The sequence below is a fragment of the Duganella paludis genome, assembly GCF_054461335.1.
On the sequence record NZ_CM136922.1, the window covers coordinates 240,802 to 262,826 of the forward strand.

Below are 22,025 nucleotides of genomic sequence, written 5' to 3' on the forward strand. Positions count from 1 at the left end.
TCTCCGATTGCCAATAACAAAAAACGGAAAGACACCATGCATGCCTTTCGCACCATCGCCGCGCGTCTATTCTTGTGCTGCATTTGCCTGACGGCCGCCGGCGCGGCCAGGACCGAAACCCGCATCTACCTCGACCAGGTGGCGCCGCTGGCCTATGGCGACAACGGCGCCTGCAAGGGCTTGCTATGCGAGTTGATGGCGGAGATGGCGCGTCGCGCGGACCGCCGCGTGGTGATGACGCCGCTGCCGCTGATACGCCTGCGCGTTAGCTTAAGCAACGACAGGGACGGACTGGGCACCCTGTGGCGCGTGCCCGCCTTGGAAGGAGACTATAAATGGTGGTTCAAGCTGCTGGACGCGCGCTTCTACATGGTCGCCGCAGCGGATTCCAAACACGATATTTCTTCTGTGGCGGCCGCCAAACACTTGCGGGTGGGCGTCATTCTCGGCTCACCGGCCGAGCTCATGGCGCGCAATGCCGGCTTCGACAACATCCAGGTGTCCACGTCGCCGGAGAGCATCGCCAAAAAACTGGCGCTCGGGCGCATCGACGTCTGGATCGGCACGCCGCGCGTGTTGCAGGCGGTGTATCAGCGCATGGGACAGGACAAGCCGCCGCTGCGCGTTGGTCAGGAAATCGCCAGTATCGGACTCTACCTTGCCAGCGGCCACGGCTTCAGTCCGCAGGAAGCACAACGCTGGCACGCGGCGCTGGAGGCGATGAAGAAAGACGGCAGCTACGCCGCCATCCTGTTGAAGTACCCGGACAGCCTGCAGTGACCGTCCGGATAAAAACGGTCTGGCCGCTTACAGAGCCGAGAAGTCCAGCTTGACGCCGGTGGCCTCCTGAATCTGGTCCTTGGTCACGCCCGGCGCTAGTTCGGTCACTTTCAGGCCGGCTTCGCTCACTTCCATCACGCCCAGGTCGGTGATGACCAGGTCGACCACGCCGACACCGGTCAACGGCAGGTCGCATTTCGGCAGCAGCTTGTGCGAGGTCGAGCCGTCCTTGGCCGTGGCCACGTGCTCCATCAGCACCACGACCTTCTTCACGCCAGCGACCAGGTCCATCGCGCCGCCCATGCCCTTGACCATTTTGCCCGGAATCATCCAGTTGGCCAGGTCGCCCTTTTCCGATACCTGCATCGCACCCAGAATCGCCAGGTTGATCTTGCCGCCCCGGATCATGCCGAACGAGTCGGCCGAGCTGAAGTAGGCGGCGCCCGGCAGCGCCGTCACGGTCTGCTTGCCGGCGTTGATCAGGTCGGCATCGATTTCACTTTCCGTCGGGAACGGGCCGATGCCGAGCAGGCCGTTTTCCGATTGCAGAAACACCTCGATGCCCGACGGTACGTAGTTGGCCACCAGGGTCGGCAGGCCGATGCCGAGGTTGACGTAGTAACCGTCCTGCAGTTCCTTTGCCGCGCGTGCGGCCATTTCATCACGAGTCCATGCCATAGTAATCTCCGATATTCTTTAGTTGGCGGCGCGGATGGTGCGCTGCTCGATGCGTTTTTCCGGCGTGGCGTTGACCACGATGCGGTGCACGTAGATGCTCGGCAGATGGACCTGGTCCGGATCGATCTCGCCGGTCTCGACGACCTGCTCGACTTCGACGATGCAAATCTTGCCGGCCATGGCCGCGTTCGGGTTGAAGTTGCGGGCGGTCTTGCGGAACACCAGGTTGCCGGCCTTGTCGGCCTTCCAGGCCTTGACCAGGGCCACGTCGGCCACCAGGCTGCGCTCCATCACGTATTGCTCGCCGTCGAATTCGCGGATTTCCTTGCCGTCGGCAACGATGGTGCCGACGCCGGTCTTGGTGAAGAAGGCCGGAATGCCGGCGCCGCCGGCGCGCAGTTTTTCCGCCAGGGTGCCTTGCGGCGTGAATTCCAGTTCCAGTTCACCGGCCAGGTACTGGCGCGCGAATTCCTTGTTTTCGCCCACGTAGGAGGCGATCATCTTCTTGATCTGGCGGGTTTCCAGCAGTTGGCCGAGGCCGAAGCCGTCGACGCCGGCGTTGTTGGAGATGGCGGTCAGCCCGGTCACGCCGGAATCACGCAGCGCGCCGATCAGCGCTTCCGGAATGCCGCACAGGCCAAAGCCGCCCACGGCGATGGTTTGTCCGTCCTGGACGACGCCGGCCAAAGCGCTGGCCGCGTCGGGATAAATTTTATTCATATGTGTCCCTTATGATTTGTGTTGCGTGTGCAATGCCAACGTTATTAAAAATACCTTGGCACCGAGGCGATCCAGCATAGAATACGCACATCAAAAGTTCAATACCGTAGAACTACCTGCCAGAGAACAATGAGCGCTCAGCCTGTCATCGATTACGAATCCATCTTCCTGCACGCGCCGGTGGGCATGTGCATTTCGGAGAACCGCATCATCCAGTCCTGCAACGAGGCGCTGGCCGGCATGTTCGGCTACACCCGGGCACAGCTCGATGGCCTGTCCTTCCTCGCGCTGTACCCGACCATGGACGAATTCCTGCGCACCGGCGACCGCATCATTCCCATCATGAACGCCAAGGGCCGCTATTCGGACGAGCGCATCATGCGCCGCGCCAGTGGCGAGCTGTTCTGGTGCCACGTCACCGGCCACGCCATGAAGTCGAACGAACCGCTGGGCCCCGGCATCTGGACCTTCGAGGATGTCAGCGAAAAACGTCCGGTGACGGCGGAACTGACGCCGCGCGAGCGCGAAATCGCGGCGCTGCTGGTGGAAGGCAAGACCAGCAAGACCATCGCGCGCCAGGTCGACCTCAGCCCGCGCACGGTGGAAATGCACCGCGCCAAATTGATGCGCAAATTCTCGGCCGCCACCTCGTCGGAACTGGTCCACAAGCTGGTCGGCGTGCAGCTGTAATAGCGGTTACCAAAAGCGCCTGTGGCTAGGCGCAGCGCCGAAGACAGTGCGAATAGCACGGCGAGGCGCTGCAACGACGCCACAGGCGCTTTTGGCGGCCGCTAAGTGGCGGTCATGCCGTCATCGGCCGAGATAATCGCGCCGTTGATGAAGTTGGAATCCTCGCCCGCCAGCAACAGCAGCAAGCCATCCAGGTCTTCCGGCTTGCCGGGCCGTTTGCGCGGCAGCATCTCCAGCAGCTTCTGGCCCTGCTCGCTGGCGAAATATTCCTCGTTGATTTCGGTTGAAATATAGCCCGGGCAAATGGCGTTGGTGTTGATGCCGTACTTGCCCCACTCCACCGCCATCGCCTTGGTCATCTGCACCACGCCGGCCTTGCTCATGCAATACACGCCGATCTGCGGCAGCACGCGCAAGCCGGCCACCGAGGCGATGTTGATGATGCGGTGCTTCTTGCTCGGATCGCCCTTGGCGCGCGCGATCATGCGCTTGGCCGCCTGCTGGGCCACGAAAAACGCGCCGCGCAGATTGGTGTCCATCACGAAGTTATAGTCCTCCGGCGTGACGTCGACCAGCCGCTGGGTGGTCGAGACGCCCGAGTTGTTCACCAGGATATCGATCGGCCCGGCCTCGGTCTCGGCATGGGCGATGGCCGACTTGATGCTGGCGTAGTCGGTCACGTCCAGGCTGACCACATGGGCGGCGCCGCCGTCGGCCTCGATTTCGGCGCGCAGTTCCTTCAGGCGCTCGGTGCGGCGCGACGCCAGCACCACCTGCGCCCCGGCCTGCGCCAGCACTTTGGCAAAACGGGCTCCAAGGCCGCTGGAGGCGCCGGTGATCAGCGCGATTTTTCCCTCAAAGTTGACTTCTATGCCCACGGGCTGCTCCTGGTGTTGGTGATAAGGCGTGTCTGATCGTAATCATTACACAAATCGCCAGTATTAGATTGCGGTGTCTAATAATGTCGCGGAAAATGGCAGCAATCCAACCTAAAAAGAAGCACAGTCGTGCTAAAATTTTCTCATTCATCAAAACCACTATAACAATACACCATGACACAGCCTCAAAACCTCGTAGAACAGTATGGCCCACGCGACGCGATGGAGTATGACGTCGTCATCGTCGGCGGCGGCCCCGCAGGCTTGTCGGCAGCGATCAAGATCAAGCAGCTGGCCGCTGAAAAAGGCCAGGAAGTGTCGGTCGTCGTGCTGGAAAAAGGCGGCGAGCTGGGCGCCCACACCCTGTCCGGCGCCGTGATGGACCCGAAGGCGCTGACCGAACTGATCCCGGACTGGAAGGAAAAAGGCGCGCCGCTGAACACCGCCGTCACCGAAGACCGCGTGCTGTTCCTGACCGAAACCAAGGCCTACAAGACCCCGAACATGCTGCTGCCGAAGTGCTTCGAGAACCACGGCAACTACGTGATCTCGCTGGGCAATGTGGTGCGCTGGCTGGGCCAGCAGGCCGAAGCGCTGGGTGTGGAGATCTTCCCCGGCTTCGCGGCGGCCGAAGTGCTGTACAACGACGACGGCTCGGTCAAGGGCGTGGCCACCGGCAATATGGGCGTCAAGCGCGACGGCGAAGCCGGTCCCGACTTCCAGATCGGCATGGAACTGCACGGCAAGTACACCCTGTTCGCCGAAGGCGCGCGCGGCCACCTGGGCAAGCAGCTGATCGCCAAGTACGACCTGAACAAGGGCAAAGACCCGCAATCGTACGGCATCGGCATCAAGGAACTGTGGGAAATCGATCCGGCCAAGCATCAGCCGGGCCTGGTGGTGCACACCACCGGCTGGCCGCTGGACAGCAAGACCTACGGCGGCTCCTTTCTGTATCACCTGGAAAACAACCAGGTGGTGGTCGGCTACGTGGTCGGCCTGAACTACGAAAACCCTTACCTGTCGCCGTACGAGGAATTCCAGCGTTATAAAACCCATCCGGCGATCTCCACCTTCTTCGAAGGCGCCAAGCGCATTTCCTACGGCGCGCGCGCGATCACGGCCGGCGGCCTGCAATCGCTGCCGAAACTGGTGTTCCCGGGCGGCGCGCTGATCGGCTGCGAGGCCGGTTTCCTGAACATGAGCCGCATCAAGGGCAGCCACGCGGCCATCAAATCCGGCATGCTGGCGGCCGAATCGGCGTTCGAGGCGCTGGGCGCGGGCCGTGCGGGCGACGAACTGGCCTCCTACCCAGTCGCCTTCGAGCAATCGTGGCTGCACGAAGAGCTGCACGTGGCGCGCAACGTCAAGCCATGGCTGAACAAGGGCCTGTACCTGGGCTCGATCATGACCGGCATCGACCAGATCGTGTTCCGCGGCAAGGCGCCATGGACCCTGCACCACTCGCACGCCGACCATGAATGCCTGAAACCGGCCTCGCAGTTTACGCCGATCAGCTATCCCAAGCCGGACGGCAAGCTGACCTTCGACCGCCTGTCCTCGGTATTCATCTCCAATACCAACCATGCGGAAGACCAGCCGATCCACCTGACGCTGAAGAATCCAAGCGTGCCGGTGGACGTCAACCTGGCCCAGTACGCCGGTCCGGAGGCGCGCTACTGTCCGGCGGGCGTGTATGAATTCGTCAAGACCGACGAAGGCAACGACCGCCTGCAGATCAACGCCCAAAACTGCGTGCACTGCAAAACCTGCGATATCAAGGACCCGACCCAGAACATCGTCTGGATCACGCCGGAAGGCGGCGGCGGCCCGAATTATCCGAATATGTAAAAAAGCAACACTTTAAGAACAGCGCGGCTACTCACCGCGCTGTTTTTCTTTTGACACAGGGTATGAAATCTTGCCCGCGCCTGCTAATCGGCACATAATCGGCGAGTGGAAAGACGGTAGACAGCGGCTTTCGGGACTTCGTTACAATTATTTTTCATAAATTTCCACAAAGCATTTAATGTCCTTCCAGATACGGTCGTCTTGTACTTGGGAGAGCGCAAAAGATTCGTTGCTCCGAACTGAATCCACCTACCAGGAGTTATTTCATGCTGAGCCTTCACACCAACGCTGCGGCCCTTTCCGCACAGAACTCGATCGGTCGCACCCAAGGGTCGCTGTCGACCTCGCAGACCCGCCTGAGCACCGGTTTCCGTGTCAATTCGGCCATGGACGATGCTGCAGGCCTGCAAATCGCAACCCGCCTGAAAGCACAAACCAGCGGTATGGCGATGGCCATGCGCAACACCCAGAACTCGATCTCGATGCTGCAAACCGGCGAAGGCGCGTTCGACGAAGTGTCGACCATGCTGATCCGCATGAAAGATCTGGCCACCCAGGCAGCCGATGCCTCGTCGACCACCAAAGACTTGGTCGCACTGCAATCGGAATACGATGCGCTGGGTAACGAACTGAACAACATCGTCAAGAACACCAAGTTCGGCGGCGAAACCCTGATCGTCGGCGGCACCCTGGCAGCTTCGATGACCTTCCAGATCGGCGCCTCCAGCACCGAGACCATGACCCTGGACCTGACCGCAGGCGCCGCGAAAACCACCATCGGCGATTTGGACACCGCCCTGGGCCTGGTCAGCGCCAACTACACCACCCAGAGCGCCACCGCTGACACCAAGCTGGACAAAGCCAACGTCGCCACCACCATCGACAACATCACCGACGCGCTGGACCAAGTCGGCGCCGTGCGTTCGCGTCTGGGTGCAGCGGCCAACCGTCTGGACCACGTGTACAACAACTTGTCGAACATCTCGACCAACACCAAGGCCGCTACCGGCCGCATCATGGACACCGACTTCGCGACCGAATCGTCGAACATGACCTCGTCGCAGATGCTGCTGCAAGCTGGCACCGCCATGCTGAAGCAGTCGAACAGCACCTCGTCGCTGGTTATGTCCCTGCTGCAGTAATCGTAGTAGACTCCGGATATGTCCACATATCCGGATTACTGAAAGGGCCAACCGGAGCATTTCGGTTGGCTTTTTTTACATCCGCAATTCTAGAAAGCGAGCCTGATGGCTGTAGATCGTATCGGACCCACTTTGCGCCCGCTCGGCGTCCCGGACCGGCCGCTAGCGCAGCCCGGCCAGGTCACGCGCGTTCCGGGCAGCGAGGGTCCGCTCGACATCGACTATCCGGTGGGGCCGCTGGCGCCGGGCGGGCCGAACGGCACCGGCGGACCGAATTCCGTGGGAGCCATCCTCGACGCTCCCGAGCAGCAGGCCATGCCGCGCTCGCAGGCCGAAGCGCTGGCCGCCGCCATGGGCGAGATCGCCGACGCCGGCGAAGCGGCCGCGATGCGGCCGAACCAGGTTTTCCTCTCGCGCCAGCTGGTCTGGCAACCGCCCGACACCAACGCCATGGCGGCCTCGTGGCAAGTCATGGTGCGCACCTACGGCGAGCAGCGTGCCGCCTGGCTGGAGCAAGCCAGCGGCCAGCATCTGCCGGCCAGCCTGTTCATGACCGACCACACCCCATCGACGCTGCGCGACGGCCGTCCCGGCATGCCGGTGGTCACCGAAATGGAGCCATGGCGGTTTGCCGTCTACGCCTGGGGCGCGGAGCGGCTGGTGCTCAAGGTGGTGGTCAAGGACGACGACGAATACGAACGCGACCGCCGCCGCCGCTCGCGCGTGGCCTTGCGGCTGGAACTAATGCTGCCGGGCGTGGGCCGGGTGGTGATCCAGATGGAGCCGGCCAGCGGCAACGGCGTGGTGCTGGAAGTCGGCGCCGCGCAGACCTCGGCCATGCAGCACATGCGCGACATGCTGCCGCAACTGGCGGCGGTGGTCAGCCGATCGGGCCTGAGCATCCTGCGCTGCCGGCTGCGCCGCGAACTGCCGGCCTCGACCGGCGAACACTCCTACCCGAGCCGCCTGCACACGGCGGCGCTGACGCAAGCGCTGTTCCGCGCGATGGCCGAAGTGGCCGTCCTGCTGTCCACCCCCACCGTCCCCGACGACCTGTTTTCCGAATCCGCATAGAGCCCGTCGTTCCCGCGCAGGCGGGAACCCATAGGCGGCTTGCTACGGAGATGTGCTATGGATTCCCGCTTTCGCGGGAAGGACGGTGCGTCGGCTCGGCTTAGCCGACGGTGCCGATGATGCTGACTTCGCGGTTTTCCGGGATTTCGTTGTACGACAGTACGTGCAGGCCCGGCGCGAACAGGCGGGCGTAGCGCGCCAGCAGCGGACGGATCTGCGGCAGCACCAGCAACAGCGGCGGCGTCGCCTGCTGCTTCATCTGCTCGCGCGCCACCGGCATGTTCACTTGCAGCTGCGCCAGCAGGTGTGGGTCGATCGGATAGTTGTCCAGCACCACCTTGCCGCTCTGACGCGCCTGGTTCAATGAGCCCAGCAGCATGTTCTCCAGATCGCCGCCCAGGTTGAAGGCCTGCATTTCCGTTTTTTGACCGAACAGGCTGGTGACGATCTGGCGCCGCAGGGCGCAACGGACTTCGGCCGCCAGCAGGATCGGGTCTTTGGTCGTCTCCGAGCTGTCCACCAGCGTGGTGGCGATCGGGACGATGTCTTTCAGCGAGACGTTTTCCGCCAGCAGCACGCGGAACACCCGCAGCAGTTGCGTGTGCGTCAGGGACTTGTCCAGCGCCGCCGACAGCTTGGGCGCGACCGCCGTCAGCCGTTCCATCAGCGCCGGCACGTCTTCATGACGGAACAGCTCCGGCAGGTATTCGCGGATCAGCTTGGACAGGTGGGTGGCGATCGCGCTCGGCGCTTCCACCACCTGGTAGCCCAGCCCCAGCGCATTGGCTTTTTCGCTGGTTTCGATCCAGGTCACCGGCATGCCGTACGCCGGCTCGATGCCGGGGATGCCGTCGATCTGGCCATACACATTCGGCGACGGAATCGCCATCAGGCGATCGGCAAACACTTCGGCCTGCGACACCACGCTGCCCGACAGGATCACCGAGTATTGTGTCGGCTTGAGGCCGAGGTCGTCGCGCACCCCGATCGGCGGCAACAACAAGCCCATCGATTCCGAGATGCTCTGGCGCACACCGCGCACGCGCTTGCTCAACGGCTCGCCATACGCCTTGTCGATCAGGCCGACCAGCTTGTAGCCGACCGCCACCTGCAGCGGCTGCACCGCCGGCAGGCTGTACCAGTCAAGCTCGGGCGCGCGGTCGTCGCGCAGCGCCGCTTCGATGGCGTCGAGATTGTTGGTTTCGGGCACCTTCACCCGGTTCAGCAACCGCCAGCCGACATAGGCCAGCACCAGCGCAAACGGGCCGAACATCTGCCACGGCATGCCCGGCACCAGCGCCAGAATGAACATCATGCCCGAGGCGCTCAGCATCACCTGCGGCGAGGTCAGTACCTGGTTGCCGACCTGTTGCTCGAAGTCGCCCGAGTCCGAGATGCGGGTCACCAGGATGGCGGCGGCGGCCGACAGCAGCAGCGCCGGGATCTGGGCCACCAGGCCATCACCGATGGTCAGCAGCGCGTATTGCTTGAAGGCGTCGCCGAACGACATGTCCTGCATCAGCGAGCCGATCGCCACGCCGCCGACCATGTTGATGATCAGGATCAGGATCGAGGCCACGGCATCGCCGCGCACGAATTTGGAGGCGCCGTCCATGGCGCCGTAGAAGTCCGCTTCCGACGCCACTTCCTGGCGGCGCAGCTGGGCTTTTTCCTGGTTGATCAGGCCGGCGTTGAGGTCGGCGTCGATCGCCATCTGCTTGCCCGGCAAGGCGTCCAGCGTGAAGCGCGCCGAGACCTCGGAGATGCGCTCGGCCCCCTTGGTCACCACCATGAAGTTGATGATCATCAGGATCACGAACACCACGATACCGACCACGTAGTTACCGCCGACCACCACGTTGCCGAAGGCTTCGATCACATGACCGGCCGCCGCCGTGCCTTCATGGCCGTGCAGCAGCACCACCCGGGTCGAGGCCACGTTCAGCGTCAGCCTGAGCATGGTGGTGGCCAGGATGACGGTCGGGAACACCGAGAAGTCCAGCGGCCGCTTGGCCGACACCGACACCAGGATCACAATCAGCGCCAGCACGATATTGAACGTGAACATCACGTCCAGCAGTACCGGCGGCAGCGGCAGGATGATCATCGCCAGGATCATCAACAGGAATGCCGGCGTGGCAAACTTGTGGCGACGCGCTTCCGCAATCAGCGTTTGGAAAAAATTCACTGCTTAACCTCGCTCATGGATGTGGGCACAACAACTTCTTTTGGACGTTCGGGTTCGGCCTGGCGCCGTCCGGTACGGAATGCCTTCAACTGCAGCACATAGTTCAGCACCTGCGACACCGCCTGGTACAGCTGCACCGGGATCTGTTGGTTGACCTGGCTGGTGTTGTAGATGGCGCGCGCCAGCGGCGGCAGCTCCATCACTTCGATCTTGTATTCGACCGCCAGACTGCGGATGTACAACGCCATCTCGTCGACGCCCTTGGCCAGCACATACGGCGCCTCGGCCTTGTTCAGGTCGTACTTCAGCGCCACCGCGTAGTGCTCCGGGTTGACGATCACCACGTCGGCGCTGGGCACGATCTTGCGCGCGCTGCGCCGCGCCATGGCGCGCTGCAACTGGCGGATGCGCTGCTTGACCTCGGGCCGGCCCTCGGTCGACTTGTGCTCTTCCTTCATGTCCTGCTTGCTCATGCGCTGGTTCTTGGCGAAGAACCAGGCCTGCGCCGGCACGTCGATCAGCGCGAAGATGACGAACACCGCCACCATCGCCATCAGGCCGTCGAGCATCAGGTTCGAGCCGTTCAGCATGGCCTGGCCGATGGTCATCATCTGCAGTTGCGTGTACTGCCCCACCGTCGAGCGCGCCACGTGGATCAGCACGGCGATCAGCACGCCGGCCTTGCCGATCGAGATCGCCAGCTCGAACGCGTGCTTGCCGCTGAACAGGCGGCCCAGGTTGGCCATCGGGCTCATGCGCGAGAGCTTGGGTTCCCAGTGCTTGGTCGAGATCACCCAGCCGCCCGGCACCATGGCGCCCAGCATGATGAACAGCGGCACCACGAACAGCGGCAGCACCATCTTGATCAGCAAGGCCATCGAGCTGCTGAACACGATCGACATGGCGTTGTCGATGGCGCCGTCGCTGTCGAGCGGGGCAAAGCTCTGGTGGAAGATTTCGTTGAACTGCATCAGGTATTCGGGCAGCAGGTAGACGAACAGTTTCAGACTGACCAGGATGCCGATCGCGGTCGACAGGTCGCGCGAACGCACCACCTGCCCTTCCTGGCGGGATTTCTTGAGCTTCTGTTGTGAAGCCTTTTCTGTTTTGTCGCCGGTGCTGTCGTCAGCCATGGATGGCCACCTGCATCTGCTGGCGTATCAGCTCCAGCACCATATTGCTCATGCGGATATAGTGCTCGGGAATGAAACGCACCACCTGCGCCAGCATCATCAGGCCGAAGATGGTGATCACGGAAAAGCCCAGCGCGAACAGGTTCAGGCTGGGCGCCACGCGGTTGAGGAAACCGAAGCCGAGCTGCACCACCAGGGTGGAAAACACCACCGGGATCGCCAGCAGCATCGCCGCCGAAAAAATCCAGGCCACGTTGTAGGCCACCGCCTCCATCAGCATCGGGCCGAAGCCCCGGCCCAGCGGCCAGGCCTTGAAGCTCTGGCCGATCACGTTGGCGATCACCAGGTGGCCGTCGATGGCGAAGAACACGATGATGGCCAGGGTCGACAGCAAGGCCGACACCACGTCCGACGACTGGCCGTTGAGCGGGTCGTTCATCACCGCCATCGACAAGCCCATCTGCGACGACACCATGAAGCCGAGCACGCCGATCACCGACATGGCGAAGTGGAACGCCAGCCCCAGCACGAAGCCGATCAGGGCTTGCTCGATGGTGGCCACCACGCCGTGCATGGAAAACGGATTGATGGCGGCCGGGCCCCAGTCGACGCCGCCGGTCAGCGGCAGCATCAGGATCGCCAGCACCAGCGCGATCAGGATCCGCACCGTGGTCGGCGTGACCGCCTCGCCCAGCACCGGGGCGCCGATGAACATCGCCAGGATGCGGCAGAACGGCCACCAGATGGCGGTCAGCATCGGCAACAGCTGGGAGAGGACGGATTCCATGGGGCGCGGGCGCGGCTAGCCGACCAGGGTGGCGGCGCGGGTAAAGATGGAGACGCAGAAGTCCATCAGCAGGGTCGACATCCAGCGCCCGGCCAGGATGATGGCCAGCAGCGTGATGAGCAGCCTCGGCAAGAAGCTCAGCGTCTGTTCGTTGATCTGGGTGGCGGCCTGGAACAGCGCCACCAGCAGGCCGGTGATCAGGCCGGGCACCACCAGGATCACCACCAGCAGCATGACGATGTGCAGGGACTCGACCACCAGGTCGACGGCGATTTCGGGCGTCAGCATCGCTCCAGCCTCCTCAGTACGCCTGCACGCTGGTCACCAGCGTATTCACGGTCAGGGTCCAGCCGTCCACCAGCACGAACAGCAGCAGCTTGAACGGCAGCGAAATCACCAGCGGCGACAGCATCATCATGCCCATCGCCATCAGCACCGACGACACCACCAGGTCGATCACCAGGAAGGGAATGAACAGCATGCAGCCGATCTGGAACGCGGTCTTCAGCTCCGACAGCACGAACGCCGCCAGCTTGACGGTGAACGCGTGCTGGGTCGGGTCGGTGATCTTGTCTTCGCCGGCCAGGTGGGCGATCTGTTGCAGCGCGGCCTTGCTGGTTTGCGCCAGCATGAAGCGCGAGACCGGCTTTTCGGCGATCTGCAGCGCGGTTTCCAGGCCGATCTTGTCCTGGTCGTACGGTACGAAGGCTTCGGTCCAGATCTGGTTGCCTATCGGCCGCATCACCAGCAGCGTCAGGATCAGCGCCACGCCGGTGATGATCCGGTTCGGCAGGCCCTGTTGCAGGCCCAGGGCCTGGCGCAGCAGCGACAGCACAATCACAAAGCGGGTAAAGCTGGTCATCATCATGACCATCACCGGGAGCAAGCCCAGCAAGGTCATGATGATCAGGATTTGCATCTTGACCGTCAATTCGGTCTTCGCGCCCGGCACCACATTGGCCAGCAGGTCGACCGCCTGGGCCGGCGCCATGGCCAGGCCCAGCAGCAATCCCAGCGCGGCAGCAGCGGCCGCGCCCGCCATGGGGCGGCGCCACTGCAGGTTCACACTCCAGGTCATGGAGTCATCATGTCGAGATTCAGGCCGTCGAGGTCGATCACTTTGAGGCCGTAGTTTTCACCGGCCACCACCACCTCGGCGCGGCCGATGGCGGTGCCGTTGACCTTGATCACCAGCGGCTCGCCGGCCAGCACGTCCAGTTCCACCACGCTGTCGGGACCGATGTTCATCAAGTCCTGCAGCGAGATGCGGGCCGAACCGACCTCCAGCGTCAGCGTGACCGGGATCTTGCGCATCATGGCCGGCAGGTCGCGGCGCGGCGCCGAGACCGGCAGGTCGGTCAGCTCGGCGCCGGGCTGGTCGATGATCATCTCTTCGGACAGATCTTCCAGCAGGGCGTCGCTAGGGTTGGCTACGTTCATGTTCATCATTATTCGGCGTCTTCAAAAGAGGTTAAACAGAGTTTGCCTTTGTGCTCGGTGACGGCGGCCGTGAACAGGCGGGAGTCTTCGAGCAGGACGTCGGCCCTGGCCAGGCTGATCGGGATCACATCGCCGACCTGCAAATCGTACAGGCTGCCCAGCGACACTTCCTTGCTGGCCAGGCGGCCGATCAGGCCCACCTGCAGGCGCTGGGCCAGCGGCGCGGCGGTCTTGGGCTTTTTCCCGGCGTCGCGGTCGCGCAGCAGGCCGCGCAGCACGCTCGACATCAGATTCTTGTCGAGGGCGAACCAGAACTGGCCGCTGGCGCCGCCGGCGGTCTCGCTGACGGTGACGCTGATCACCCAGCTGCCCTTGGGCGGCGGCGAACCGGGGGCCGGCTTGAACTCGGCGTCGGCGCCCTCCTCGGCCTGGCCTTCGGCGCCGACCGGCTTGTCGATGGCGGGCAGGTTGAGTTCGATGCGGCCGGCCAGGGTGCCGGCCAACTGTTGCCCGAGCACCACAGCCAGGCGCTCCTCGGTGGCGGTCACGCGCACCGTGTTTTCGTCGAGGACGGGAGCGTCGGGTTTGGGTTCGGTTTTGGCGCCGCTGCCGTAGCGGTAATTGAGTACGCTGAGCAGCACCTTGCGCTCGAGCGAAAAGGCGATCTGCCCGGCCGGCGCGGCAAAACTGAGCCAGCGGCTGCGCCCTTCGCTGCCATCGAGGCGGCTGAAGGCCACGTCCTGCACCTGGAAGCCGCCCCAGTAGCGGCGGTTCATGTTCAGGCGCATGGACTGCGCCAGATCGTCGCGCAACTGGGCCGCAAAAATATGCAGCAGATGCACCGGACGACCAAGCAGGCTGGGGTCCAGAACTTGATGTTGCGTCTGTTTTGTCGTTGTCATGTGTTAGCCATGGCGGTTAATTCTTCCCACTCCTCCATCATCGCACTATCCAGCTAAAAACTGGTTACTTCCAGCGCAATTTTTTGTCATGGTCGCTAATCGTAACTGAAAGCGGGACGATCTCGGAAGCAGCATACATGAAAATTCACATTATTGCTATTGAACAATATTTGAACAAATCTTTCCCTGAGACAAATACCGCTTTACAAGAATGTTGCTAGCCGGTAAGCTTACCCCATCATCCGCAGCGGTATCGCACATCAACAAACGGCGCTTACTAAATGATTTGTAACGAGATTTGCCTTAGAAAAACTGTTATGTCCAAAACGAAACAAAACAGTTGGGAAAATTTACGTTGAGCAACTTAAGCGCGCCACGCCAAACACCACCCATCCAACTTTCCGAGCGCTTGCTCGCCGACGTGTCCGACTTTGGCCGACACGATGGCACTATCTTTATTACAAGACTGTGACATGGGCAACGGATGTGTAGCACCTTTGGTATACGGCGGCACAAATCTGACAGTTGGGGTTGCTGCTTTTCGGCAATCTCGCTAAGGTAGTCATCTGGATTCAACGCAGCAAAACGCGGCAAAAATGGGGGTAGCACTATGAGCAACGGATTCGCCAGCCTGATACAGGCCGACCTGGCGTCGCTGACCAACGCGGCGCAAAACCTGGGCAACCACAGCCAGAACATCGCGGCCGCGGCCCAGTTCGGTTCGCAGGACCCGCAAGGTGCCTCGTCCTTCGCCCAGACCATGCAGGGCGCGATCGACAAGGTCAACCTGCAGGACGTGGAAGCCGGCCAAAAGATGGCCGATGTCGACGCCGGCAAGAGCGACGACCTGGTCGGCGCCATGCTGTCCAGCCAGGAAGCCGGCCTGTCCTTCTCGATGTTGATGCAAGTGCGCAACAAAGTGATGGGCGGCCTCGACGAACTCATCAAATTACCGCTGTAAGCCTCCGCGAAAGCACACAACGTGATCAACACCATCAAGTCCGCCTTCGAGCGTTGGCGCGCGAACCCGTCTGCGCCGGCGCTGTCTCCGCAACTGCTGAAAACCCTGTACCCGCTGCTGATCCTGGCCATCGGCCTGACCGCGCTGGTGTTGATGTATATGTGGAGCAGCCAGGCCAGCTATAAGCCGGTGTTCGGCGCGCGCGAGCGCGTCTCGGCGCCGGACATGATGGGCGTGCTCGACACCGAACACATCCCCTACCGCGTGCACCCGGACAGCGGCCAGGTGCTGGTGCCCGATTCCATGCTGGGCAAGGTGCGCATGCTGCTGGCCGCCAAAGGCGTGACCGCGCAGCTGCCGGCCGGCCTGGAACTGATGGACAAGAACGACCCGCTGGGCGTGTCGCAGTTCGTGCAGGACGTGCGCTTCCGCCGCGGCCTGGAAGGCGAACTGGCGCAATCGATCATGACCCTGGACGCGATTTCGCACGCGCGCGTGCACCTGTCGATCGCCAAGTCGACCTCCTTCGTCTCCGCCGACGGCGATAAATCGTCGGCCTCGGTCGTGGTGCAGCTCAAGCCGGGCGCCAACCTGGCGCCGGAAGCCATCGCCGCCGTGGTCAACATGGTGGCCGGCAGCGTCGCCAGCCTGGCGCCGGCGCGCGTCAGCCTGGTGGACCAGGCCGGCAACCTGCTGTCGTCCCACATCGACCTGGCCGACGGCTTCGACGCCGGCACCACCGGCAACGACGCCGGCAAGCGCTACCAGGACCAGGTCAAGGCCAACATCAAGGGCCTGATCGGTCCGGTGATCGGCGAAGACAACTACCGCATGTCGGTGGCCGCCGAGGTCGACAACGACCGCGTCGAAGAAACCGTGGAAAAATACGGCGCCGATCCCAAGGTGACCAGCGAAGCCATGCGCGAAGAGCAGGACCGCAACCGCATGGTGATGGGCGTGCCGGGCACGCTGTCGAACCGGCCGCCGCCGGCCGCCGCCAATCCGGCCGCCGCCAACCAGCAAACCGCCGGCGGCGCCGCCGATCCGAACGCCGCGCCGGACGGCACCGCGCGCAAGAACGCCACCACCCGCCAGTACGCCTACGACCGCAGCATCACCCAGACCAAGCGCAGCCGTGGCCGCCTTGAAAAGCTGAGCGTGGCCGTGGTGCTGGCGCAGGCCGCCGCGCCGACGCCGAAAACCGGCTGGAGCGCGGCCGAAATCGCCAACATCGACAAGATCCTGCGCAACGGCCTGGGCATCAATGCCGAGCGCGGCGACCAGCTGGTGGTGTCGGCCATGAACTTCCCGGCCAAGACCGCCCCGGCCCAGTGGTGGGAAGAGCGCGACAACATCGTCGACGTCAGCAAGTATGCGATCTACGCCGTGGCCGCGCTGCTCGGCTACCTGCTGTTGCTGCGCCCTATCCTGCGCCTGATGAACGCCCGCTTCATGCCCGATCCGAAGGAAACGGCACGCATCGCCGCCGAACGCCGCGCCGCCGAACAGGCCGCCGTGGCCGCCGCCAAGGAAGCCAAGGAAGCGGCCGCCAAAGAACAGGCGGTCCTGGCCGGCAACGCTGCTCCGGGTACCCCGGGTGCGGCGCCGGCACTGGCCGGCGCGACCGGCCAGGCCGGCATGCCGGTGGTGCCGCTGCTGGAAAACTACGACCTGCCGCCTCCGGGCTCGGCGGTCGACGTGATGGTCGATCACCTCAAGGTACTGGCTGCCAAAGAGCCGGAACGCGTAGCCGAAGTCGTCAAACAATGGATGCAGAAAAATGGCCGAACTCAATAACATGGATGACGATGGCGAATACGCCATGCCGACGAAGCTGACGCCGGTCGAGCAGGCGGCCATCGTGCTGCTGAGCATCGGCGAGGAACCGGCGGCGGCCGTGCTGCGCTGCCTGTCGCGCGAGGAATTGCTGGAAGTGACGCAGGTGATGTCGCGCATGAGCGGCATCAAGGTCGAGTCGGTCAAGAACGCGATGCAAAAATTCTTCGACGACTACCGCGAACAGTCCGGCGTGCATGGCGCTTCGCGCAGCTACCTGAAGCGCTCGCTCGACCTGGCGCTCGGCGGCGATCTCGCCAACACCGTGCTGAACAACATCTACGGCGACGAGCTGCGCCCGAAAATGGCGCGCCTGCAGTGGGCCTCGCCGAAGTGGCTGGCCGAATACATCTCCAACGAACACGTGCAGATGCAGGCCGTGTTCGTGGCCTTCCTGCCGGCCGCGCTGGCCGGCCAGATCATCGACGCCCTGCCGCAGGACAGCCGCGACCTGGTGCTGCTGAACCTGGCACGCATGGAGGAAGTCGACAGCGACCTGCTGCAGGAACTCGACGAGCTGGTGGACCGCTGCCTGAGCTCCTTCGATTCCCAGGGCACCAGCGTGGAAGGCATCCGCCAGACCGCCGAAATCCTCAACCGCCTGCCGAGCAACCGCGCGCAGATGGTGGAACTGCTGCGCGCCCACGATCCGGAAGTGGTGTCCAAGATCGAGCTGTCGATGTACGACTTCTTCATCCTCGGCAACCAGACCGAAGTGGCGATCACCCGCATCCTGGAAGACGTGCCGCTGGAACAATGGGCCATCGCGCTCAAGGGCGCCGACATCGCCGTGCGCGACGCCGTGCTGAAAACCATGCCGAAACGCCAGGCCCAGGCCTTCGAGGACATGATGCGCCGCGCCGGCCCGGTGCCGATGTCGCGCATCGAGCAGACCCGCCAGGAAATCATGGCCACCGTCAAAGCCTTGGCCGACGCCGGCGAGGTCGAGATCCAGCTGTTTGCCGAACAGGTGGTGGAATGAAGCAGTTCCGTGCCTACCGCTTCCCGCCGCTGGCGCAGTTCACCACCCAGCGCGCCGCTGCGGCGGCCGCGCACGGCCACGGCCATGGTAGCGACGGCGGCGCCCAGTGGGCCGCCTCGGTCAGCGAGGGCTTTGAACAGGGCCAGCGCGACGGTTACGAAATCGGCCTGGCGCGCGGCCAGGAAGACGGCTTCGAGACCGGCCGCCTGTCCGGCCAGGAACAGGGCCGCGAAGAAGGCCGCCACGAAACCCTGGTGGCCTACGACCAGATGGCGCGCCCGGTCGACGCCATGCTGAAAAGCCTGAAAAAGCTGCGTTCCGACTACCGCGCCGCCCAGCGCAAGGAAGTGGTCGACCTGGTGGCCAAGGTGGCGCGCCAGGTGATCCGCGCCGAACTGGCGCTGCAGCCGGTGCAACTGATGGCCCTGGTCGAGGAAACCCTGGCCTCGATGCCGCCGACCCGCGATGAAATCGATGTCTTCCTGAATCCGGAAGAACTGAAACGCATCGCCGAGCTCGATCCGAAACGTTCCAAGCGCTGGAACCTGATTCCGGACGCGCGCCTGGAAGTGGGCGAATGCCGCATCAAGGCCGGCGACAACGAAGTTGATGCCGGATGTCATCAACGTCTTGCGGCTGTCATGGAACAGGTCGATAATCAATTACAGATCGCCGACAGCGGCGATGAACCGGAGACCGAAGAGTGATCGCGGATGCCTTACGCAATCTGGAACTGGGTTCGGTACCCATGGCGACCCCGACGGGCCGTCTGGTGGGCGCGTCCGGTTTATTGCTTGAGGCCGTAGGTTGCCCTTTGCACACGGGCCAGCGTTGCCAGATTGAGACAGTCGGCGGCGAATGGCTGGACGCCCAGGTGGTCGGTTTCCGCGACAAGCTGTCGTTCCTGATGCCGTTCAAGAAAGCCGTCGGCTTGACCACCGGCGCCCGCGTGCTGCCCTCCCCTGAAAAAATCAGCCTGCAGATCGGCTCCAGCTGGCTCGGCCGCATGGTCAACGGCCTGGGCGAACCGATCGACGGCCTGGGCAAGCTGAGCGGCGACTTCCCGCTCGACAGCCAGCCGCCGCGCATCCATCCGCTGAAGAAAAAACCGGTCACCGAACCGCTCGACGTCGGCGTGCGCGCCATCAACTCCATGCTGACCTTGGGCAAGGGCCAGCGGGTCGGCCTGATGGCCGGCTCCGGCGTCGGCAAGTCCGTGCTGCTGGGCTTGATGACGCGCCAGACCGTGGCCGACGTGGTGGTGGTGGGCCTGATCGGCGAACGCTCGCGCGAGGTGCGCGAATTCGTCGACATGTCGCTGGGCAAGGAAGGCTTGCAGAAAGCCGTGCTGGTGATCGCCCCGGCCGACGAAAGCCCGCTGATGCGCGTCATGGCGACCGAACTGTGCCATTCGATCGCGGCGCACTACCGCGACCAGGGCAAGAACGTGCTGTTGCTGGTCGATTCGCTGACCCGCTACGCCATGGCGCTGCGCGAAGTGGCGCTGGCGCTGGGCGAGCCGCCGGCCACCAAGGGCTATCCGCCGTCGGTGTTCTCCAACCTGCCGCAGCTGGTGGAATCGGCCGGCAACGGCGAGAACCAGGTCGGCAGCATGAGCGCGATCTACACCGTGTTGGCCGAGGGCGACGACCAGCAAGACCCGGTGGTCGACACGGCGCGCGCGATCCTCGACGGCCACATCGTCATGACGCGCGAGCTGGCCGAGCGCGGCCACTATCCGGCCATCGACATCGCCGCCTCGATCAGCCGCTGCATGGCGCAGGTGATCGACCATCAACACATGATGGCGGCGCGCGCGCTGAAGGCCAGCATGGCGCGCCACGAACGCGTGCGCGACCTGATCCCGCTGGGCGCCTATGTGCCGGGCGCCGATCCGGTCACCGATAAAGCCGTCCAACTGCACCCGAAAGTCGAAGATTTTTTATGCCAGGGCACCAAGGAAGAAGCGCCGATCGCCAACTGCATTGCTCAACTTGAAAAGCTGATGACATGAGCCAACAGAAAATCCGCAACCTGACCACCCTGGTGGCCCTGCGCAGCACCGAAGTCGAGCGCCTGCAGACCGAGATGGCGGAAAAGACCAATACCCGCGAGCGCTACCAGAAAAACCTGGAGCGCCTCACCAGCCTGTACACCAACAGCGGCGCCAGCGGCAACCTGCACCCGGCCCTGGCCGGCAACTGCGGCGACTACAAGCAAGCGGTGATGGTCATGGCCGACAACCACCGCCTGGACTTGCACATGCACGAGGCCGACATGGCGGTGTCGCAACAGGCGCTCAACCAGGCCTGGGCCAAGCGCGAGGTGATGGACATGGTGCTGAACAAGGAGCAAAAGAGCTTCACGCAGCAGAAAAACGTCAAGGAACGCAAGCAGCATGACGAACTGGCAACGCAATTGTGGTTACGCGGGCAGAAATAAGCGCGGTTACAAAATTTAGTTGGGAATATTTTCATACGGAAACGATTAAGGTCGCCTTATATCAGGGTACACTTCATTATCCTTTCCAGGAGCACGATCATGGCTATCATCAGCAGTCCTACCTACGACCCGAAGACCACCGCCGAAAACCTGGCCAATTCCTATATCGCCGGCACCAAGGCCATCCTTGACGCGCGCGCCACCAAGGCCGCCGCGACCGTCAAGGGCTTGGGCACGCTGGGTTCGGCGCTGAGCGCTTTCCAGCTGGCGATGTCTTCGCTCGCCACCAGCACCAAATCGGTCACCGCCAGCTCGGCGACCTTCAGCACCCCTGCGGTGGCCACCGCCACCGCCAACGCCAAAGCCGTGGCCGGCACCTACTCGTTCTACGTCGAACAGCTGGCCACCGCCGGCCAGGTGTCGTACAACGTCAACGACAGCGTCGCCACCAACGCCGGCGCCATGAACGTGGTGCTGGCCGACGGCTCGACCTTCCAGGTCGACCTGGCCAGCGCCGACAACAATATGGACGGCATGTTGAGCGCCAAGGAAGTGGCCGCCGCCATCAATTCGGCCGCCGCCAACGGCTCGCGCGTGACCGCCTCGACCATGACCGTCAACGGCCAGTCCAAGCTGGTGCTGACCTCGGCCAAAACCGGCGCCGGCAACGCCGTGGCATCGATCGACGTCAGCGGCCTGGGCGACGCCGGCCTGCAGGCCAGCCTGTCGGCCCAGACCACGCTGACCACCGCCAACGACGCCATCGTCTGGGTCGGCGGCCAGAGCGGCACCAAGGTGCAGCAGGCCTCCAACACCTTCAGCGTGGTCGACGACGTGGAATTCACGGTGGCCCAGGCGCAGGCCGTGGGCGCCGCGCCGGTGACCATGACGGTGGCCGCGGACAACGCCGGCACCGCCGCCAACGTGCAGAGCTTCATCACCGCCTACAACACCCTGATCAGCAGCATCAACACGCTGACGGCGGCCGGCGACCATACCGTGGTCGAGTCGACCGACGGCAGCGCCCCGACCTACGCCTCGGCCGACGCCGCCTTCCACAACGACGCCGGCGTCACCTCGCTGCGCGACCGCCTGAACACCGTGCTGCGCACCGCCACCGGCGGCCTGTCGCTGATCAACTTCGGCATCACCGCCACCAAGGACGGTTCGCTGACGCTCGACACCACCCGCCTGAACAAGGCAGTGGCGGCCAACCCGGCCGCGCTCGACGGCCTGTTCGGACGCGCCGGCGTCGGCGTCGACAGCGGCGTGCTGGGCGCGATGAACAAGCTGACCACGGCCTGGACCAGCACCACCAACGGCTACATCGGCAGCCGCCGCGACGTGGCGACCAAGCAGCAAGGCGAAATCGACAGCCGCCAGGCCGTGCTGAAAAACCAGTTCGACAACGCCTACAAACGCTATCTGGCGCAATTTACGACGCTGCAGTCGCTGCAGGCGTCGATGACCACGACCTCGAATATGTTCACGGCGCTGTTCTCCAACGACAGCAGCAACTGACGCGAACCTTGCATTAATTC

General features: G+C 63.4%; 22 protein-coding genes. 12 read left to right on the top strand and 10 right to left on the bottom strand.

Annotated elements, in window-relative coordinates; translation table 11 throughout:
• The first annotated feature begins 36 nt into the window (after positions 1-36).
• Positions 37-780, top strand: a complete 744-nt coding sequence (locus ACXZ1M_RS01015) for a substrate-binding periplasmic protein (protein ID WP_459051385.1) — start codon at positions 37-39, stop codon at positions 778-780.
• Between the two features lie 27 nt (positions 781-807).
• Here ACXZ1M_RS01015 and ACXZ1M_RS01020 read toward each other — a convergent pair whose 3' ends face one another.
• Entirely contained in the window at positions 808-1,458 is a 651-nt protein-coding gene (locus ACXZ1M_RS01020) for a CoA transferase subunit B (RefSeq protein ID WP_459051386.1), read from the bottom strand.
• An 18-nt stretch (positions 1,459-1,476) separates the two neighbouring features.
• The gene (locus ACXZ1M_RS01025; RefSeq protein ID WP_459051387.1) at positions 1,477-2,178 is read right to left on the bottom strand and encodes a CoA transferase subunit A; all 702 of its coding nucleotides are present in this window, start codon (positions 2,176-2,178) and stop codon (positions 1,477-1,479) included.
• A 129-nt stretch (positions 2,179-2,307) separates the two neighbouring features.
• On the opposite strand from ACXZ1M_RS01025, the gene ACXZ1M_RS01030 reads away from it, so the two are divergent.
• The gene (locus tag ACXZ1M_RS01030; RefSeq protein ID WP_459051388.1) at positions 2,308-2,868 is read left to right on the top strand and encodes a LuxR C-terminal-related transcriptional regulator; all 561 of its coding nucleotides are present in this window, start codon (positions 2,308-2,310) and stop codon (positions 2,866-2,868) included.
• 101 nt (positions 2,869-2,969) lie between these two features.
• On the opposite strand, the gene ACXZ1M_RS01035 is transcribed toward ACXZ1M_RS01030, so the two are convergent.
• The gene (locus tag ACXZ1M_RS01035) at positions 2,970-3,746 is read right to left on the bottom strand and encodes an SDR family oxidoreductase (protein ID WP_373987453.1); all 777 of its coding nucleotides are present in this window, start codon (positions 3,744-3,746) and stop codon (positions 2,970-2,972) included.
• Between the two features lie 222 nt (positions 3,747-3,968).
• On the opposite strand from ACXZ1M_RS01035, the gene ACXZ1M_RS01040 reads away from it, so the two are divergent.
• From ACXZ1M_RS01040 to ACXZ1M_RS01050, 3 genes are all read left to right on the top strand, one after another.
• Positions 3,969-5,597 carry an electron transfer flavoprotein-ubiquinone oxidoreductase gene (locus ACXZ1M_RS01040; RefSeq protein ID WP_459053950.1) on the top strand — a complete coding sequence of 543 codons (1,629 nt, stop codon included), beginning with the start codon at positions 3,969-3,971 and terminating at the stop codon, positions 5,595-5,597.
• A 266-nt stretch (positions 5,598-5,863) separates the two neighbouring features.
• On the top strand, positions 5,864-6,739 hold the full coding sequence (locus tag ACXZ1M_RS01045; RefSeq protein WP_459051389.1) for a flagellin N-terminal helical domain-containing protein: 876 nt from the start codon (positions 5,864-5,866) through the stop codon (positions 6,737-6,739).
• Positions 6,740-6,844: 105 nt separating this feature from the next.
• Positions 6,845-7,813 (top strand): hypothetical protein, encoded by a 969-nt coding sequence (locus ACXZ1M_RS01050; RefSeq protein WP_373987455.1) that lies wholly within the window; start codon positions 6,845-6,847, stop codon positions 7,811-7,813.
• Positions 7,814-7,913: 100 nt separating this feature from the next.
• Here the strand turns inward: ACXZ1M_RS01050 and ACXZ1M_RS01055 are convergent, their stop codons facing one another.
• The 7 genes from ACXZ1M_RS01055 to ACXZ1M_RS01085 form a co-directional block, all read right to left on the bottom strand.
• Positions 7,914-9,932 (bottom strand): flagellar biosynthesis protein FlhA, encoded by a 2,019-nt coding sequence (locus ACXZ1M_RS01055; RefSeq protein ID WP_459053951.1) that lies wholly within the window; start codon positions 9,930-9,932, stop codon positions 7,914-7,916.
• A 65-nt stretch (positions 9,933-9,997) separates the two neighbouring features.
• Positions 9,998-11,134, bottom strand: coding sequence for an EscU/YscU/HrcU family type III secretion system export apparatus switch protein (locus tag ACXZ1M_RS01060; protein WP_459051390.1), 1,137 nt, complete (start codon positions 11,132-11,134; stop codon positions 9,998-10,000).
• Positions 11,127-11,921, bottom strand: coding sequence for a flagellar biosynthetic protein FliR (locus tag ACXZ1M_RS01065; RefSeq protein ID WP_459051391.1), 795 nt, complete (start codon positions 11,919-11,921; stop codon positions 11,127-11,129). The genes ACXZ1M_RS01060 and ACXZ1M_RS01065 overlap by 8 nt, the downstream gene beginning before the upstream one ends.
• A 15-nt stretch (positions 11,922-11,936) precedes the next feature.
• Complete coding sequence (gene fliQ / locus ACXZ1M_RS01070) at positions 11,937-12,209, bottom strand: flagellar biosynthesis protein FliQ (protein WP_176649685.1); 273 nt, start codon at positions 12,207-12,209, stop codon at positions 11,937-11,939.
• A 13-nt stretch (positions 12,210-12,222) separates the two neighbouring features.
• Entirely contained in the window at positions 12,223-12,999 is a 777-nt protein-coding gene (gene fliP / locus ACXZ1M_RS01075) for a flagellar type III secretion system pore protein FliP (RefSeq protein ID WP_459051392.1), read from the bottom strand.
• On the bottom strand, positions 12,996-13,367 hold the full coding sequence (locus tag ACXZ1M_RS01080) for a FliM/FliN family flagellar motor switch protein (RefSeq protein WP_459053952.1): 372 nt from the start codon (positions 13,365-13,367) through the stop codon (positions 12,996-12,998). Before ACXZ1M_RS01080 ends, fliP begins: the two co-directional genes overlap by 4 nt.
• 2 nt (positions 13,368-13,369) lie before the next feature.
• A complete protein-coding gene (locus ACXZ1M_RS01085; RefSeq protein ID WP_459051393.1) occupies positions 13,370-14,263 on the bottom strand; it encodes a FliM/FliN family flagellar motor switch protein in 894 nt (297 codons plus the stop codon).
• A 610-nt stretch (positions 14,264-14,873) separates the two neighbouring features.
• Between ACXZ1M_RS01085 and ACXZ1M_RS01090 the strand changes: the two genes are divergently transcribed.
• From ACXZ1M_RS01090 to fliD, 7 genes are all read left to right on the top strand, one after another.
• Positions 14,874-15,224 carry a flagellar hook-basal body complex protein FliE gene (locus ACXZ1M_RS01090; protein WP_459051394.1) on the top strand — a complete coding sequence of 117 codons (351 nt, stop codon included), beginning with the start codon at positions 14,874-14,876 and terminating at the stop codon, positions 15,222-15,224.
• A gap of 21 nt (positions 15,225-15,245) precedes the next feature.
• Positions 15,246-17,021 (top strand): flagellar basal-body MS-ring/collar protein FliF, encoded by a 1,776-nt coding sequence (fliF, locus tag ACXZ1M_RS01095; protein ID WP_459051395.1) that lies wholly within the window; start codon positions 15,246-15,248, stop codon positions 17,019-17,021.
• Complete coding sequence (locus ACXZ1M_RS01100) at positions 17,005-18,042, top strand: flagellar motor switch protein FliG (protein WP_459051396.1); 1,038 nt, start codon at positions 17,005-17,007, stop codon at positions 18,040-18,042. The genes fliF and ACXZ1M_RS01100 overlap by 17 nt, the downstream gene beginning before the upstream one ends.
• On the top strand, positions 18,039-18,749 hold the full coding sequence (gene fliH, locus ACXZ1M_RS01105) for a flagellar assembly protein FliH (protein WP_459051397.1): 711 nt from the start codon (positions 18,039-18,041) through the stop codon (positions 18,747-18,749). Before ACXZ1M_RS01100 ends, fliH begins: the two co-directional genes overlap by 4 nt.
• The gene (gene fliI, locus ACXZ1M_RS01110) at positions 18,746-20,056 is read left to right on the top strand and encodes a flagellar protein export ATPase FliI (protein ID WP_459051398.1); all 1,311 of its coding nucleotides are present in this window, start codon (positions 18,746-18,748) and stop codon (positions 20,054-20,056) included. The genes fliH and fliI overlap by 4 nt, the downstream gene beginning before the upstream one ends.
• Entirely contained in the window at positions 20,053-20,484 is a 432-nt protein-coding gene (gene fliJ, locus ACXZ1M_RS01115; protein WP_373987466.1) for a flagellar export protein FliJ, read from the top strand. Before fliI ends, fliJ begins: the two co-directional genes overlap by 4 nt.
• 99 nt (positions 20,485-20,583) lie before the next feature.
• Complete coding sequence (gene fliD / locus ACXZ1M_RS01120) at positions 20,584-22,005, top strand: flagellar filament capping protein FliD (protein ID WP_459051399.1); 1,422 nt, start codon at positions 20,584-20,586, stop codon at positions 22,003-22,005.
• The last annotated feature ends 20 nt before the right edge of the window (positions 22,006-22,025 follow it).